Below are 13,416 nucleotides of genomic sequence, written 5' to 3'. Positions count from 1 at the left end.
TCGCTGTCATGATGCGCCGCATTCTTCTTCGACTCCTGCTGCTTGCCGTGTTCTTCAACACGGCCGTCGGCATGCCCTTGCACGAAGCAGAACATCTGCTGCAGACAGGGCCGGAAGTTGCGCAGGAGTGGCGCTCGCTGGATGCTGGCGTCAGCGACAGCGATGACGGCCACGAATCGGAAGCACAGGCGCCGTGCTCGTGGTGCGTGGCGTTCGCGCAGCAGGCCGGCGCCCTCTGGGCACCGCCGATCTACCTGGCCAGCTGGACCGAACCGGCTGCACCTCAGGCCACGCGGCCCGCGGCCGCATTCGTTCCCGATCCTGAACGCTGGCCTTTCGCCTCGCGCGATCCCCCTGTACTCGCCTGACGTCCGCCGCTGAGGCGGACCGTTCCTGCTCGTCCTGCTGACCGGTGCTTCACAAGCAACCGGCGGCGTACGTACCAGTTTCTTTTCGCTTTCTGCCTTGCCGCGCCTTTGTCGTGCGGCCGGGCCGTCTCTCGTCGAGTGCCGTTCATGATTTCCAACTTCACCTCCATCCCTTTCGCGGGAAGCCGGATTCCCGGTTTTCGCCTGCTTCCCCCTGCCCTTGCAGTGGCGAGCCTTTTCGCCGGAACTGCCTTCGCCCAATCGGTGACCGAGCCCCCGGCGACAGCCGAGCTGTCGACCATCGAGGTCATCGGCCGCACCGAGTCCGGCGCTTACCACTCCGAAGAAGCCGCCGGGGCCAAGACGGAGCTGCCGCTGCGCGAGCTGCCGCAGTCGGTACGCATCGTCACGCGCCAGGCCATCGACGACTTGGGCGCCACCAAGCTGGACGACGTGCTCGACTACGTGGGCGGCGTTTCGCGCCAGAACAACTTCGGCGGCTTGTGGGACAACATTGCGATCCGCGGCCTTCCCGGCAACGAGAGCACGGGCATGGCCACGCTGCTGAACGGCTTCTCGTCGAATCGCGGCTTCAATGCCCCGCGAGATCTGGCAGGCGTCGAGCGCATCGAATTTCTCAAGGGCACGGCCGCAGCGCTCTACGGCAGCAGCGAGCCGGGCGGCACGCTCAACATCGTGTCCAAGCGGCCGCTCTGGAAGGCGGCGCATTCGGTCGAGGGGTATGCCGGCAGCTACGGCTTGAAGCGCGGCGCGTTCGACAGTACCGGCCCCATCGGGGAGACCCTCGCCTATCGTCTCAACGTCGCGGTGGAAGACCGAGACAGCTTCCGCGACCATGTGAGCGCCAAGCGCCAGGTGATTGCGCCGGCCTTCACATGGAAGCTGGGCCGCGACACGGTGCTGGAGTACGCGGGCGAGGTGCTGCGCCACAAGACGCCGCTGGACCGCGGCGTGGTGGCCGTCAACAACCAGCTGGGCGCAATTCCGCGCAGCCGTTTCCTGGGGGAACCCGCAGATGGCGACGTGACCGTCGACAACCAGACGCACCAGTTCGTTCTCTCGCACGAATGGAACGCCAACTGGCGCAGCCGTGTGGGCCTGTCTTATCGTGAAACCTCGATCAACGGCTTTGCAACCGAAGCGAACGCGCTGCTGGCCAACGGCAACCTGACGCGTCAGCGGCGCTTCCGCGACTTCGACTCCCACGACACAGCCTTGCAGGCCGAACTCCAGGGCAAGGTGCAGACAGGCGGCATCGAGCACGAGTTGCTGTTCGGCGTGGAGAGCTTCCGCTTCACGATGGACTCGGTGATGCTGCGCGCCAATCCGAGCGCCGTGCGGCCGTACGCCATCAACATCTACAACCCGGTCTATGGCCAGGCCCAGCCCACGCCGGCGGCGAACACCGATACGCTGGAGCAGCAGCGCGGCACCGCGTTCTATGTTCAGGACGCGATCAAGCTCGCACCCGAATGGCGGCTGGTTGCCGGTGTGCGGGTGGACAACTACCGCCAGTCGCTGCTGAACCGCCGGACGAACACCGCGGCCGACCAGGACCCTTCCTCCACCTCGCCGCGCATCGGCCTGAGCTGGCTGCCGACGCCGCAGTGGACTTTCTATGCAAACGCCGGCCGCTCGTTCCGCCCGAACGTCGGCTCGGACTTTGCGGCCAACAGCTTCGCGCCGGAGACCGGCCGCGCGCTGGAGTTGGGCACCAAATGGGAGAGTGCGGACCAGCGCATTGGCGCTACCGCCGCGCTGTTCGACATCCGCAAGCGCAACGTGCTGACCTCCGATCCGGTGAACACCGGCTACTCAGTCTCCGCGGGAGAAATTCGCAGCCGCGGCCTCGAACTCGACTTCGCCGGCCAGGTCACGAAGAACTGGCGCGTCAACGCGAGCCTCGTGTTCAACGACGTGGAGATTGCGAAGGACAACAGCCTGGAGGTCGGCGGACGCCTGCTCAACGTGCCGAAGGTCAACGGCAGCGTGCTTGCCGTGTACGAGGACGCGCTGGCCAATGGGCAGCGCTACGGCATTGGCGGCGGCGTCACTTACGTGGGCAAGCGTCTGGGCCAGGCCCGCACGCAAGCCGAGGCCAACGCCGGCACGCCCGCGTTCGACCTGCCCAGCTACACCACGGCCAAGCTGGTCGCCTACTGGCGCCTCAATCCCACGTTGCGGCTGACGCTGGACGTCGACAACCTTTTCGACAAGACCTATTACGCGAGCTCCTACAGCCGCGTGTGGGTGACGCCGGGAACAGCACGCACCATCACCGTCGGCCTGCAGGCGCGGTTCTAACGCGAGGAAATACAGATCATGGCCATGAACGACTTTTCACCGCCGCGCACCGCGGTCCGCCCTGCGCTGGCGGCCCATGGCGTGGTCGCCGGCTACGGTGCGCACACCATCCTGCACGGGCTGGATCTCACAGTACAAGCCGGTGAAATCTATGCACTGCTGGGTGCCAACGGCGCCGGCAAGACCACCACGCTGAGCCTTTTCCTGGGCTTTGTGCAGCCCGCGAGCGGCCGCGTGCGCGTGAACGGCACCGACCCCGTGGCGGACCCGACAGCCGCACGGCGCCAGCTGGCGTACATACCCGAGAACGTGGCGCTCTACGAGCACCTGAGCGCGCGCGAGAACGTGGCCTACCTGCTCCATCTCGCGGGCCAGCCCGCCGACTCCCAGGCCATCGACGAAGCACTGGCCGCCGCCGGGCTGGACGCCACCGCGCACGGGCGGCGCGTGTCGGGTTTCTCGAAAGGCATGCGCCAGAAGGTGGCGATTGCGCTGGCACTCGCGCGCAAGGTGCCGGCGCTGCTGCTCGACGAGCCCACCTCCGGGCTGGACCCGCAGGCCACCACCGAGTTCAGCCGCATCCTCGGACTGCTGCGCGCTCAGGGCGTGGCCGTGCTCATGGTGACGCACGATCTGCTCAGCGCCGCCGACGTGGCCGATCGCATCGGCTTCATCGAACGCGGGCGGCTGATCGAGGAAGTCGCCGCCTCCGGCGCTGAACGCTTCGACGTGCGTGCATTGCACCGGCGCTACGCGGGCCAGGAGGCGCAGCGATGAGCGCCGCGCTGCATATCGCGCGCGAAGAATGGCGCCTGCTGCGGCGCGACCGCGTGGCAGTGCTCGGCCTTGCGTTGCTGCTGCTGCTGACGGCCGTGGCCACCTTCACCGCCTGGGAACAGCGCCGCACGGTGGATGCCGAACGCGCGCGCCACCAGGGGCAGGCGGACCACGAGTTCGAGGCCCAGCCCGACCGGCACCCGCACCGCATGGTGCATTACGGGCACTTCGTTTTCCGCCCGCTGAACCCGCTTGCGGCTTTCGATCCCGGGGTGGACGCCTATACGGGCCATACGCTCTTCCTGGAAGGGCATCGGCAGAACAGCGCCAATTTCGGCGACGTGCGGCAGTCTTCGCTGCTGCTGCGATTCGGCCAGCTCACCCCAGCATTCGTGCTGCAGGTGCTGGCGCCGTTGCTGCTCATCTTCGTCGGCCATGCGGCACTGGCGCGGGAGCGCGAATCGGGCACGCTGCGGGTGCTGCTGGCGCAAGGGGTCCGGCCGCGGCAGATCGTGGCGGGCAAGCTGCTGGCCTTGTGCGGCGTGGCGGCCGTGGCATTGCTCCCCGCATTGCTGGCGCTGCTGTGGATCGGCGCCGCGACACCGGCTCCCGCCAGCCTGGCCGTCGCGATGGCGGCAGGCTACGGGCTGTGGCTGCTGATCTGGGTTGCGGGCATCGTCAGCGTTTCCGCGTGGTTCGGGCGCGGACGCGACGCCCTGGTGGCATTGCTTGCGCTCTGGGCCGTGAGCGTGGTGCTCGTGCCGCGGCTGGCTCCCGAGCTGGCGGCATCGGCCATGGCATTGCCCACGCGCTTCGAGACCGACATCGCAGTGGCCCGCGACCTGGCTGCGTTGGGCGACAGCCACGACCCCGACGATCCCTACTTCGCCGGTTTCAAGAAGAAAGTGCTCGAGCAATACGGCGTTTCACGCGTGGAAGACCTTCCCGTCAACTACAAAGGCCTGCTTGGCATGGAAGGCGAAAAGCTGACCAGCGCCCTGTTCGAGCGCTACGCCAATGCGAGCTTCGAGCGCCAGGCCGCACAACTGCGGCGTGTCGACGTCTTTGCGTTGATCAGCCCGGTGATTGCGCTGCGCCGCCTCTCGATGGCCGCTGCGGGCACCGACCTGCAGAACTACCGCCGCTTCGTCGAGCAGGCCGAGCTCCATCGCTATCGCCTGGTGCAGGAGCTCAACCGCCTGCAAGCCGAAAAGCTCAGCTTCGCGGGGGACCGCTCCAGCCGCGACAGCCGCATCAGCCACTCACACTGGCACGGCTTTGCGGACTTTCGCTACGAAGCCGCACCGCCCATCGAGGCGCTGCGCCGCGCGGCGCCCGCTGTGGGTGTGCTGCTGCTCTGGCTGGGGGTGCTTGCCGGGTTGCTGGTGTTGGCCACCCGCCGTCTAGGAAGGGTTACGCGATGAGCTGGCTCACCCACGAACTGCGCCTGCTGGTGCGCTCGAAACTGGCGCTCGCTGCGTTGACGTTGCTGTTGGTTCTGTCGGCTCTTGCGGTGCTTGCGGGCATGCGCGAAGTCGCGCGCCAGCAGCAGACCATTGCGCGCCTGGACGGGCTGCAGCAGCAGGAGCTGGATGCGCAGGCTCGCCAATACATCCATGGCGGCGATGCCGGCTCGGCCGCCTACTACACCTTCCACGGAACATGGGATGCACCGTCGGCCACCGCCTTCCTTGCGCTCGGCCTGCGCGATGCCGCGCCTTACGTGCTGCGCGTGCGCGCCTTGGCGCTGCAGGCCCAGTTGCACGAAGGCGAAAGCTTCAACCCCGAACTGGCGCTGGCCGGTCGCTTCGACTTCGCTTTCGTGCTGGTGTACCTGGCGCCGTTGTTCCTCATCGCGCTCTTGTACGACCTGGTTTCGGGCGAACGCCGCTCAGGCCGCCTGGGCACGCTGCTGGCCATGCCCGGCGCCGGCCGCAGCCTGTGGCTGCGCCGCGCCGGCTTGCGCGCCGCGCTGGTCTTCGGCTGCCTGGTGCTGCCGGTGCTGGCCGGAGCGATGGGGAGGGGCCCCTCTGCCGCGGCCGTGGGCACCGTCCTGTTGGTCGCAGCGGCCTACCTCGCGCTCTGGAGCGGGCTGGCGCTGATCGTCGTGACGCGAAGCGGAAGCTCCGCGGCCAACGCAATGGCACTCATGGGCTGCTGGGCCGTGCTGACGCTCATCTTGCCGACCATTGCCAACGCCGTGCTCGCGCGCGCCGTGCCGGTGCACCAAGGCGTGGAGTTGATGCTGGCGCAGCGCCAAGCCGTGCATGGCGCGTGGGACCTGCCGCCAGAGGAGACGATGGAAAGGTTCTTCCGCACGCACCCCGAGTGGGAGCACACCGCTGCGCTGCCATCGGGCTTTCACTGGAAGTGGTACTACGCCTTCCAGCAGCTTGGCGACGAGAGCGCGGCACCGCAGGTGGCCGCTTACCGCGACGGCCTGCTCGCGCGCCAGCGCTGGACCTCGCGGCTGGGCTGGCTGCTGCCGGGCGTCGGCGTGCAGGCCGCACTGCACCGCCAGGCCGATACTGACCTGCAGGCGCAGCTGGCCTATCAGGACAGCATCGCTGGATTTCATACCCGGCTGCGCGCCTTCTATTACCCCTACCTGTTCAACGACCTGCGCTTCGACGCGCAGGACTTTGCCGCCCAGCCGCGCTTCAGCCCGCCGTCGCATTCGGCGGAGACGCCGCTCGGGCAAATGCTGGGATTGCTGCTGATGGGCGCGGCGATTCTGGGGCTGGGCGTGGCCGCGGCCGGCCGGGTGCGACCGATGGCCGGTTGACCAAAGCACGGAACTCGCGCGTGCGCCGATGCTCTGACAAGCCATGCACGCCACGCCAGAACCAGGATCTGTCCGGGTTGAATTCGGAGCGGATCCAGAGAGACCCGAGCGGCCCCGCCCGGCAACGGACCTTGCGCGGCGCACCGTCGCCGCGGCGATGGTCGCTTTCCCCGCGCTCTGGCTGGGTGCCCGTGCGCAGCCCGCGGCAGGCCGGATCGCCACGCCTTCGCAGACCGAAGGGCCGTTCTATCCCGTGCGCCTGCCGACCGATTCCGACAACGACCTGCTGCGCAACGGAACACTGGACTACCGCCGCGGCCAGCCAGCCAGGGTCGACGGCACCGTGACCGACCTGGACGGCAAGCCGCTGCGCGGCGCGCAGGTCGAGATCTGGCAATGCGACGAAAACGGCCACTACCACCACCCGGGCGACGGCGACCGCGCCGACGCGGCCTTCCAGGGTTTCGGCCGCGCCACGGTCGGCGAGGACGGCAGCTACCGCTTCCGCACGATCCGGCCGGTGCCCTACGGCGGCCGCACGCCGCACATCCACGTGAAGGTGAAGCTGGGCACGCGCGAGCTGCTGACCACGCAGCTCTATGTGGCCGGCGATCCGGGCAATGCGCGCGACTTTCTCTGGCGCAATCTTTCCCAAACAGCGAGGGACGCCGTTACCGTGCCTTTCGAGCGTGGGGCGGATGGGCTTCGGGCGCGTTTCCCGATCGTGATTACGGCCTGAGCGCGCTCGGCGCTAGGGGTTGCTTGCGCTTCTAGCGCTTATTCCCACTCGATCGTCGCCGGCGGCTTGCTCGACACGTCGTAGGTCACGCGGTTGATGCCGCGCACTTCGTTGATGATGCGGCCCGACACCTTCTTGAGCAGCGCATACGGCAGCTCGGCCCAGTCGGCGGTCATGAAGTCGCTGGTCTGCACGGCGCGCAGCGCGACGACGTAGTCGTAGGTGCGACCGTCGCCCATCACGCCCACGCTCTTCACGGGGAGGAACACGGTAAAGGCCTGGCTCGTGAGGTCGTACCAGGTCTTGCCCGACTCATCCTTGAAGTTGCGCAGCTCCTCGATGAAGATCGCGTCCGCGCGGCGCAGCAGATCGGCGTATTCCTTCTTCACCTCGCCAAGAATGCGCACGCCCAGGCCCGGTCCGGGGAACGGGTGGCGGTACACCATCTCGGGCGGCAGGCCGAGCGCCACGCCGAGTTCGCGCACTTCGTCCTTGAACAGGTCACGCAGCGGCTCGAGCAGCTTGAGGCCGAGCTGTTCGGGCAGGCCGCCCACGTTGTGGTGGCTCTTGATGGTGACGGCCTTCTTGCTCTTGGCGCCACCGGACTCGATGACGTCGGGGTAGATGGTGCCTTGCGCCAGGAAGGTCGCGCCCTTGTGGCCGCCATCGCCCGCCTTGAGCTTGGCGGCCTCCTGCTTGAACACGGTGACAAACTCGCCGCCGATGATCTTGCGCTTGGCTTCGGGGTCGCTCACGCCCGCGAGCTTGCCGAGGAAAAGGTCGCTGGCGTCGACGCGAATCACCTTCGCGTGCAGCTTGCCTTCGAACATCTCCATGACCATGTCGCCTTCGTTCAGGCGCAAGAGGCCGTGGTCGACGAACACGCAGGTGAGCTGGTCGCCGATGGCGCGGTGGATGAGCGCGGCAGCCACGCTCGAATCGACACCGCCCGAAAGGCCGAGGATGACTTCCTCGTCGCCGACCTGCTCGCGGATCTTCTCGACGGCTTCGGCGATGTGGTCGCGCATGACCCAGTCGGGCTTTGCCTCGCAAATGCCGAGCACGAAGCGATCGATGATCGCTTTGCCCTGCACCGTGTGCGTCACTTCGGGATGGAACTGCAGCGCGTAGTAGCGGCGCGCCTCGTCGGCCATGCCGGCGATCGGGCAGCTGTCGGTGGAGGCCATGAGCTTGAAGCCCGGGGGCAGTTCGGTGACCTTGTCTCCATGGCTCATCCACACGTTGAGCATGCCGTGGCCTTCGGGCGTGGTGAAGTCGGCAATGTCCTTCAGCAGCGCGGTGTGGCCGTGGGCGCGCACGGACGCAAAGCCGAACTCGCGCTTGTGGCCGCCTTCGACCTTGCCGCCGAGCTGGTGTGCCATGGTCTGCATGCCGTAGCAGATGCCGAGCACGGGCACGCCCAGGTCGAACACGGCTTGCGGGGCCTTGTCCGTGGTCTCTTCGTAAACGCTCGCGTGGCTGCCCGAAAGGATCACGCCCTTGAGGTGACCGTCGGCGGCGTATTCGCGCACCCAGTCGTCGGTGACGTCGCAGGGATGCACTTCGCTGAGCACGTGCGCTTCGCGCACGCGGCGTGCGATGAGCTGCGTGACTTGCGAGCCGAAATCGAGGATGAGGATCTTGTCGTGTTGCATGGAGAAGACTCGGTCAGAGCGTTGAAATGTCGAACAGCTTCACGCCCGCTTGCGGCGCGGCCTGGATGAGTTGCTCGTCGAAGGTGGCGAGCGGAAGATTGAGCGACTTGGCGAGCCACAGATAGCCCGCGTCGTAGAGCGATACACCCACGTCGATGGCCACGGCCAGAACGGCTTTGTGCTGGGCCGGCGCGAGCTCGTGCAGTTCGACGCGATGGCGGATGGCGTCGAGCACGCTCCACAGCCCTTCAACCGCCGAAGTCGGAATGCGGCCGCTGCGCACGCCGTTGGCGAGGATGTTGGCGCACTCCCACTGCCAGGCGTTGGGCGCCTGCGGCTCCACCTCGTCGCGGCGGATGGCGGCGTAGAGCTTGCGGGTGTGTTCGCTGGCCTGGTCTGGCAGCAGCCAGGCGGCGGTGACGGAAGCGTCCATGACGAAGGCTGTCACGATTGACGCCCTTCGTCGAGCAATGCGCGCACCGGGCGGCCGGGCTGGATGGTGGCGTGCAGCGCGTCAATCTGGCCGAGCTCGCGCTCGATCTGCTCGTCGGTGATGACTGGCTTGCGCCGCACCGGCAGCATGCGCACGACTTCCTTGCCGTGGCGGGTGATGCGAACCTCCTCGCCCTTTTCGACCGAGTCGATCAGGGCGGAGAAGTTGTTCTTGGCTTCGGCGATGCCGATGGATTGCATTTGGGCCAGAAGATATTAGTCTGGCCAAATTTTAAACTTATTCTGGCCTGACTTTCAAGATCTGGCCAGAACCCGCTTACTCAGCCCGGTAATTGGGCGCTTCCTTGGTGATCTGCACGTCGTGCACGTGGCTTTCACGAATACCGGCCGTGGTGATCTCCACGAACTCGGCCTTGTTCTTCATGTCCTCGATGGTCGCGCAGCCGCAGTAGCCCATGCTGGCACGCAAGCCGCCCGACATTTGATAGACGATGGAGACCATCGAGCCCTTGTACGGTACGCGTCCTTCGATGCCTTCAGGTACCAGCTTGTCGGCGTTGGGATTGCCGGTGGTGGATTCCTGGAAGTAGCGGTCGGCGCTGCCCTGCTGCATGGCGCCAATGGAGCCCATGCCGCGGTAGCTCTTGTAGCTGCGCCCCTGGAACAGCACGATCTCGCCCGGCGCCTCTTCGGTGCCCGCGAACATGCCACCCATCATCACGGTGCTTGCGCCTGCGGCAATGGCCTTGGCGATGTCGCCCGAATAGCGGATGCCGCCGTCGGCGATCAGCGGAATGCCGGTGCCTTGCAGCGCGGTAGCCACGTTGTCCACGGCCATGATCTGCGGCACGCCCACGCCAGCGACGATGCGCGTGGTGCAGATCGAACCGGGGCCGATGCCGACCTTGACCGCGTCGGCGCCGGCGTCGGCCAGCGCACGCGCTGCATCGCCGGTGGCAATGTTGCCGCCGATCACGTCGACCTGCGGGTAGTTTTTCTTGACCCAGCGCACGCGCTCGATCACGCCGGCGCTGTGGCCGTGCGCAGTGTCGACCACGATGGCGTCGACGCCGGCCTTGACCAGCGCCTCGACGCGTTCCTCGGTGCCCTCACCCACGCCGACCGCGGCGCCCACGCGCAGGCGGCCCGAGGGGTCGCGCGCGGCATTGGGAAAGCTGGTCTGCTTGGTGATGTCCTTGACGGTGATCAGGCCCTTGAGTTCCCACGCGCTGTTGATGACCAACAGGCGTTCGAGCTTGTGCTTGTTCAAGAGCGCCTTGGCCTCGGCCAGCGTGGTGCCGTCGGGCACGGTGATGAGCTTTTCGCGCGGCGTCATGATCTCGCTCACCGGCACGTCGTAGCGGTTCTCGAAGCGCAGGTCGCGCCCCGTGACGATGCCAACCACCTTGCCGCCATCGAGCACCGGGAAGCCCGAAATGCCGAGTTCGTCGGACAGCTGCATGACCTGCAGCACGGTGTGCGTCGGCGTGATCACCACGGGATCGCGCAGCACGCCCGATTCGTAGCGCTTCACCTTGGCCACCTGCGCGGCCTGCTCGGCCGCGGTGAAGTTCTTGTGCACGATGCCGATGCCGCCTTCCTGCGCGATCGCGATGGCGAGGCGAGCCTCGGTCACCGTGTCCATCGCGGCGGAGACCAGCGGCAGATTCAGCGCGATGTTGCGGGAAAAACGGGTGGCGAGAGAGGTGTCCTTGGGCAGGACCTGGGAGAACGCTGGCACCAACAACACGTCGTCGAAGGTGAGCGCTTTGCCGAGAAGGCGCATGGGTGAAGCTCCAAAAGACGGATTGTAGCGATGCTCGGTACTTACCCGCCCCGGAGGGGGCTTCAGGCGGCTGCAAGTTGCCCGGACAGGTGGCCGAACGTAGCCAATTTCCAACTCACCTTGCTCGAAAGCTCGCACCGGCCATGTTGCCAAACGTAAGGCAACGCTAAACTCGCCGCATGAAATTCGCGCATTGGCTCGTACTTGGATGTGTTTGCCTGCTGCCGCTCTCGGCCAGCGCGCAATGGCAATGGATCGACAAGAACGGCAAGAAGGTCTTCAGCGACCAGGCGCCGCCGCCGGACGTGCCTGAAAAGAACATCCTGCGCCGCTCGGGTACACCCCCACCGCGCGGCGGCTCGACGCAAGCCCCCGCGGAGGCCGATGCGCCCGAGGCATCCAAGCCGCGCGAAGTCGCGACCGCGCCCAAGCCGTCGGGCGTCGACAAGGAACTCGAGGAAAAGACCAAGAAGGCGCAGGCGGAAGAAAAAGCCAAGCAGGCGGCCGAGGCAGAAAAGAACGCCAAGATCAAGGCCGAAAACTGCGACCGCGCCCGCCAGGGCAAGGCCACGTTCGACAGCGGCCTCCGCGTGGCCAGGGTCAACGCGAAGGGCGAGCGCGAAATCATGGACGATGCCGCGCGTGCCGCGGAGCAGAAGCGCCTTCAGTCGGTCATCGAAAGCGACTGCAAGTAGTAACTGCAGCACCCAGGCCGGTTCAGTAGCCGGCCTTGCCGCCCTTGCGGCGGTTCGCAAAAAGACCGGTGCCGCGTGCGCCTTGGCGCTGGAAGCGCTCGCGGCGCGCCACCTTGGGATCGACGGCCAACGGCCGGCACAGTTCAACGCGATCGCCGTCTTGCAGCGGCTGGTCCCAGCCCACCTCCCTGCCCCAAATCCCCGGCGTCATGGCCTGGCGCCAGTCCAGCTGCGGAAAGCGCTGCGCGAGGCCGCTGGCCTTCACGGCATCGTCCAGGGTGGCACCAGGTGCGAGCCGCAGGACCTGCTCGAACACCTCGCGCGGCGCGGGCGAGCAGCTCAGCGTGACTTCGATCATTGACTAATCAGGCCGCGCCGTAGACCTGCTCGGCGCGCTTGACGAAAGCTTCGACGAGGCTGGAGGCGACGGTGTCGAACACCGGCCCCACCAGGGCCTGCAGCGCGAAGTTGCTGAAGCCATAGCTCATGTGCAGTTCGACGCGGCAGGCGCGCTCTCCGGGCTCGCCCACGGGGGCGAATTTCCAGAGGCCGTCGAGGTTTGAGAACGGGCCGTCGACGAGCTTGAGATGCACTTCGCGCCCCGGCACGTGCGTGTTGCGGGTGGTGAAGCTCTGGTGAAGGCCCGCGAAAGCCAGGCCCACTTCGGCGGTCATTCCGGCTTCGTCCTCCTCGATGACCCGCGACTTGTCGCACCACGGAAGGAACTGCGGATACTTCTCCACATCGGTGACGAGCGCGTACATCTCTTCGGCGCTGTACCAGATGAGGACGGACTTGTTGACTGTTTTCATAGAATCGGGACAGCGTGCGCGACGGATTGTATTGAAGCCATGCGCCCCCACCTTTCCGAGCCATGGCCACCAAGAAACAAGATACCTCCTCCCGCATTGCCGACAACAAGAAGGCCGCGTACAACTATTTCTTCGAAGAACGCTTCGAAGCCGGCATCGTCCTCGAAGGCTGGGAAGTCAAATCCCTGCGCGAAGGCAAGGTCCAGCTGACCGATGGCTACGTGGTGATCCGCGACGGCGAGCTGTTTGTCGTCGGCCTGCAGATCAACCCGCTCAAGAGCGCTTCGACCCACGTCAACCCCGACTCCATCCGCACCAAGAAGCTGCTGCTGCACAAGGAAGAGATTCGCCGCCTGGTCGGCAAGGTCGAGCAAAAAGGCTACACGCTGGTGCCGCTCAACCTGCACTGGAAGGCCGGCAAGATCAAACTCGAAATTGCGTTGGCCAAAGGCAAGGCCGAGCACGACAAGCGCGACACCATCAAGGATCGCGAAGGCAAGCGCGAGGTCGAGCGCGCGATGAAGAGCCGCAACCGCTAAATTTTTGCGCGGCATGGAATAGAACGCGCGCTGCAGGCGTTTGTGCGGTGTCATCGGATCGTCGATGGCACCAACCCAGGAGTCATTCCATGTCGCCTTTCCGCACTTCCTACGCCGGCCTTGCCGCCGCGCTGCTGAGCAGCCTGCTCGCGTTTCCCGCGTTCGCACAGCCCAAGGCCGCCGACGGTGCGCTGGTCGGGCCGAACGGCATGACGCTGTACACCTTCGACAAGGACACGGCCGGCAGCGGCAAATCGGCCTGCAACGGCGGCTGCGCGGCCAACTGGCCGCCATTCATGGCCACCGACAGCGACAAGCCCGCCGGCGATTTCACGATCGTCACGCGCGACGACGGCAAGAAGCAGTGGGCCGCCAAGGGCTGGCCGCTCTACTACTGGGCCAAGGACTCGAAGCCGGGCGACAAGACCGGCGACGGCGTCGGCGGCGCCTGGAAAACCGCCAAGCCCTAAGCACGATCCACA

At 66.4% G+C, this 13,416-nt stretch carries 15 protein-coding genes; 9 read left to right on the top strand and 6 right to left on the bottom strand.

All coding sequences use genetic code 11. The features are described 5' to 3' along the window. Window positions 1-11 precede the first annotated feature (11 nt). From ASC78_RS04755 to ASC78_RS04730, 6 genes are all read left to right on the top strand, one after another. The gene (locus ASC78_RS04755) at window positions 12-368 is read left to right on the top strand and encodes a DUF2946 family protein (RefSeq protein ID WP_235504986.1); all 357 of its coding nucleotides are present in this window, start codon (window positions 12-14) and stop codon (window positions 366-368) included. A gap of 147 nt (window positions 369-515) precedes the next feature. Beyond that, on the top strand, window positions 516-2,693 hold the full coding sequence (locus tag ASC78_RS04750) for a TonB-dependent siderophore receptor (protein ID WP_055797319.1): 2,178 nt from the start codon (window positions 516-518) through the stop codon (window positions 2,691-2,693). 18 nt (window positions 2,694-2,711) lie between these two features. After that, complete coding sequence (locus ASC78_RS04745; RefSeq protein WP_157634379.1) at window positions 2,712-3,470, top strand: ABC transporter ATP-binding protein; 759 nt, start codon at window positions 2,712-2,714, stop codon at window positions 3,468-3,470. Beyond that, entirely contained in the window at window positions 3,467-4,894 is a 1,428-nt protein-coding gene (locus ASC78_RS04740; protein ID WP_055797117.1) for an ABC transporter permease, read from the top strand. Before ASC78_RS04745 ends, ASC78_RS04740 begins: the two co-directional genes overlap by 4 nt. Further along, window positions 4,891-6,255 carry a DUF3526 domain-containing protein gene (locus tag ASC78_RS04735; protein ID WP_055797114.1) on the top strand — a complete coding sequence of 455 codons (1,365 nt, stop codon included), beginning with the start codon at window positions 4,891-4,893 and terminating at the stop codon, window positions 6,253-6,255. Before ASC78_RS04740 ends, ASC78_RS04735 begins: the two co-directional genes overlap by 4 nt. A 157-nt stretch (window positions 6,256-6,412) precedes the next feature. Continuing rightward, entirely contained in the window at window positions 6,413-6,994 is a 582-nt protein-coding gene (locus ASC78_RS04730) for a dioxygenase family protein (RefSeq protein WP_055797111.1), read from the top strand. 38 nt (window positions 6,995-7,032) lie between these two features. On the opposite strand, the gene guaA is transcribed toward ASC78_RS04730, so the two are convergent. From guaA to guaB, 4 genes are all read right to left on the bottom strand, one after another. Further along, the gene (gene guaA / locus ASC78_RS04725; protein WP_055797108.1) at window positions 7,033-8,649 is read right to left on the bottom strand and encodes a glutamine-hydrolyzing GMP synthase; all 1,617 of its coding nucleotides are present in this window, start codon (window positions 8,647-8,649) and stop codon (window positions 7,033-7,035) included. A 13-nt stretch (window positions 8,650-8,662) separates the two neighbouring features. Continuing rightward, the gene (locus tag ASC78_RS04720; protein WP_055797105.1) at window positions 8,663-9,082 is read right to left on the bottom strand and encodes a type II toxin-antitoxin system VapC family toxin; all 420 of its coding nucleotides are present in this window, start codon (window positions 9,080-9,082) and stop codon (window positions 8,663-8,665) included. 11 nt (window positions 9,083-9,093) lie between these two features. Then, window positions 9,094-9,342 carry a type II toxin-antitoxin system Phd/YefM family antitoxin gene (locus ASC78_RS04715; protein ID WP_055797102.1) on the bottom strand — a complete coding sequence of 83 codons (249 nt, stop codon included), beginning with the start codon at window positions 9,340-9,342 and terminating at the stop codon, window positions 9,094-9,096. 76 nt (window positions 9,343-9,418) lie between these two features. After that, the gene (gene guaB, locus ASC78_RS04710; RefSeq protein ID WP_055797099.1) at window positions 9,419-10,888 is read right to left on the bottom strand and encodes an IMP dehydrogenase; all 1,470 of its coding nucleotides are present in this window, start codon (window positions 10,886-10,888) and stop codon (window positions 9,419-9,421) included. A gap of 179 nt (window positions 10,889-11,067) precedes the next feature. Here guaB and ASC78_RS04705 point away from each other — a divergent pair, with 179 nt between their 5' ends. After that, window positions 11,068-11,583 carry a DUF4124 domain-containing protein gene (locus ASC78_RS04705; RefSeq protein WP_055797097.1) on the top strand — a complete coding sequence of 172 codons (516 nt, stop codon included), beginning with the start codon at window positions 11,068-11,070 and terminating at the stop codon, window positions 11,581-11,583. A 22-nt stretch (window positions 11,584-11,605) separates the two neighbouring features. Here ASC78_RS04705 and ASC78_RS04700 read toward each other — a convergent pair whose 3' ends face one another. Together ASC78_RS04700 and ASC78_RS04695 are read right to left on the bottom strand one after the other, a co-directional pair. Continuing rightward, on the bottom strand, window positions 11,606-11,941 hold the full coding sequence (locus tag ASC78_RS04700) for an RnfH family protein (protein WP_055797093.1): 336 nt from the start codon (window positions 11,939-11,941) through the stop codon (window positions 11,606-11,608). Window positions 11,942-11,948: 7 nt separating this feature from the next. After that, window positions 11,949-12,395, bottom strand: a complete 447-nt coding sequence (locus ASC78_RS04695) for a type II toxin-antitoxin system RatA family toxin (RefSeq protein ID WP_055797090.1) — start codon at window positions 12,393-12,395, stop codon at window positions 11,949-11,951. 62 nt (window positions 12,396-12,457) lie between these two features. Between ASC78_RS04695 and smpB the strand changes: the two genes are divergently transcribed. Together smpB and ASC78_RS04685 are read left to right on the top strand one after the other, a co-directional pair. After that, entirely contained in the window at window positions 12,458-12,934 is a 477-nt protein-coding gene (gene smpB, locus ASC78_RS04690; protein ID WP_055797087.1) for an SsrA-binding protein SmpB, read from the top strand. An 89-nt stretch (window positions 12,935-13,023) separates the two neighbouring features. After that, on the top strand, window positions 13,024-13,404 hold the full coding sequence (locus ASC78_RS04685) for a COG4315 family predicted lipoprotein (RefSeq protein ID WP_055797084.1): 381 nt from the start codon (window positions 13,024-13,026) through the stop codon (window positions 13,402-13,404). Window positions 13,405-13,416 lie beyond the last annotated feature (12 nt).

The organism is Variovorax sp. Root318D1 (genome assembly GCF_001424835.1).
Taxonomy (GTDB): Bacteria; Pseudomonadota; Gammaproteobacteria; order Burkholderiales; family Burkholderiaceae_C; genus Variovorax.
The sequence above is the reverse complement of the archived record's forward strand: the minus strand, read 5'-3'. Positions and strand labels throughout refer to the sequence as shown.

Bases quoted from the DNA above. Each gene is read 5' to 3' on its own strand.
- ASC78_RS04755 (WP_235504986.1), top strand. From the start codon at position 12: ATGCGCCGCATTCTTCTTCGACTCCTGCTGCTTGCCGTGTTCTTCAAC.
- ASC78_RS04750 (WP_055797319.1), top strand. From the start codon at position 516: ATGATTTCCAACTTCACCTCCATCCCTTTCGCGGGAAGCCGGATTCCC.
- ASC78_RS04745 (WP_157634379.1), top strand. From the start codon at position 2,712: ATGGCCATGAACGACTTTTCACCGCCGCGCACCGCGGTCCGCCCTGCG.
- ASC78_RS04740 (WP_055797117.1), top strand. From the start codon at position 3,467: ATGAGCGCCGCGCTGCATATCGCGCGCGAAGAATGGCGCCTGCTGCGG.
- ASC78_RS04735 (WP_055797114.1), top strand. From the start codon at position 4,891: ATGAGCTGGCTCACCCACGAACTGCGCCTGCTGGTGCGCTCGAAACTG.
- ASC78_RS04730 (WP_055797111.1), top strand. From the start codon at position 6,413: ATGGTCGCTTTCCCCGCGCTCTGGCTGGGTGCCCGTGCGCAGCCCGCG.
- guaA (WP_055797108.1), bottom strand. From the start codon at position 8,649: ATGCAACACGACAAGATCCTCATCCTCGATTTCGGCTCGCAAGTCACG.
- ASC78_RS04720 (WP_055797105.1), bottom strand. From the start codon at position 9,082: ATGGACGCTTCCGTCACCGCCGCCTGGCTGCTGCCAGACCAGGCCAGC.
- ASC78_RS04715 (WP_055797102.1), bottom strand. From the start codon at position 9,342: ATGCAATCCATCGGCATCGCCGAAGCCAAGAACAACTTCTCCGCCCTG.
- guaB (WP_055797099.1), bottom strand. From the start codon at position 10,888: ATGCGCCTTCTCGGCAAAGCGCTCACCTTCGACGACGTGTTGTTGGTG.
- ASC78_RS04705 (WP_055797097.1), top strand. From the start codon at position 11,068: ATGAAATTCGCGCATTGGCTCGTACTTGGATGTGTTTGCCTGCTGCCG.
- ASC78_RS04700 (WP_055797093.1), bottom strand. From the start codon at position 11,941: ATGATCGAAGTCACGCTGAGCTGCTCGCCCGCGCCGCGCGAGGTGTTC.
- ASC78_RS04695 (WP_055797090.1), bottom strand. From the start codon at position 12,395: ATGAAAACAGTCAACAAGTCCGTCCTCATCTGGTACAGCGCCGAAGAG.
- smpB (WP_055797087.1), top strand. From the start codon at position 12,458: ATGGCCACCAAGAAACAAGATACCTCCTCCCGCATTGCCGACAACAAG.
- ASC78_RS04685 (WP_055797084.1), top strand. From the start codon at position 13,024: ATGTCGCCTTTCCGCACTTCCTACGCCGGCCTTGCCGCCGCGCTGCTG.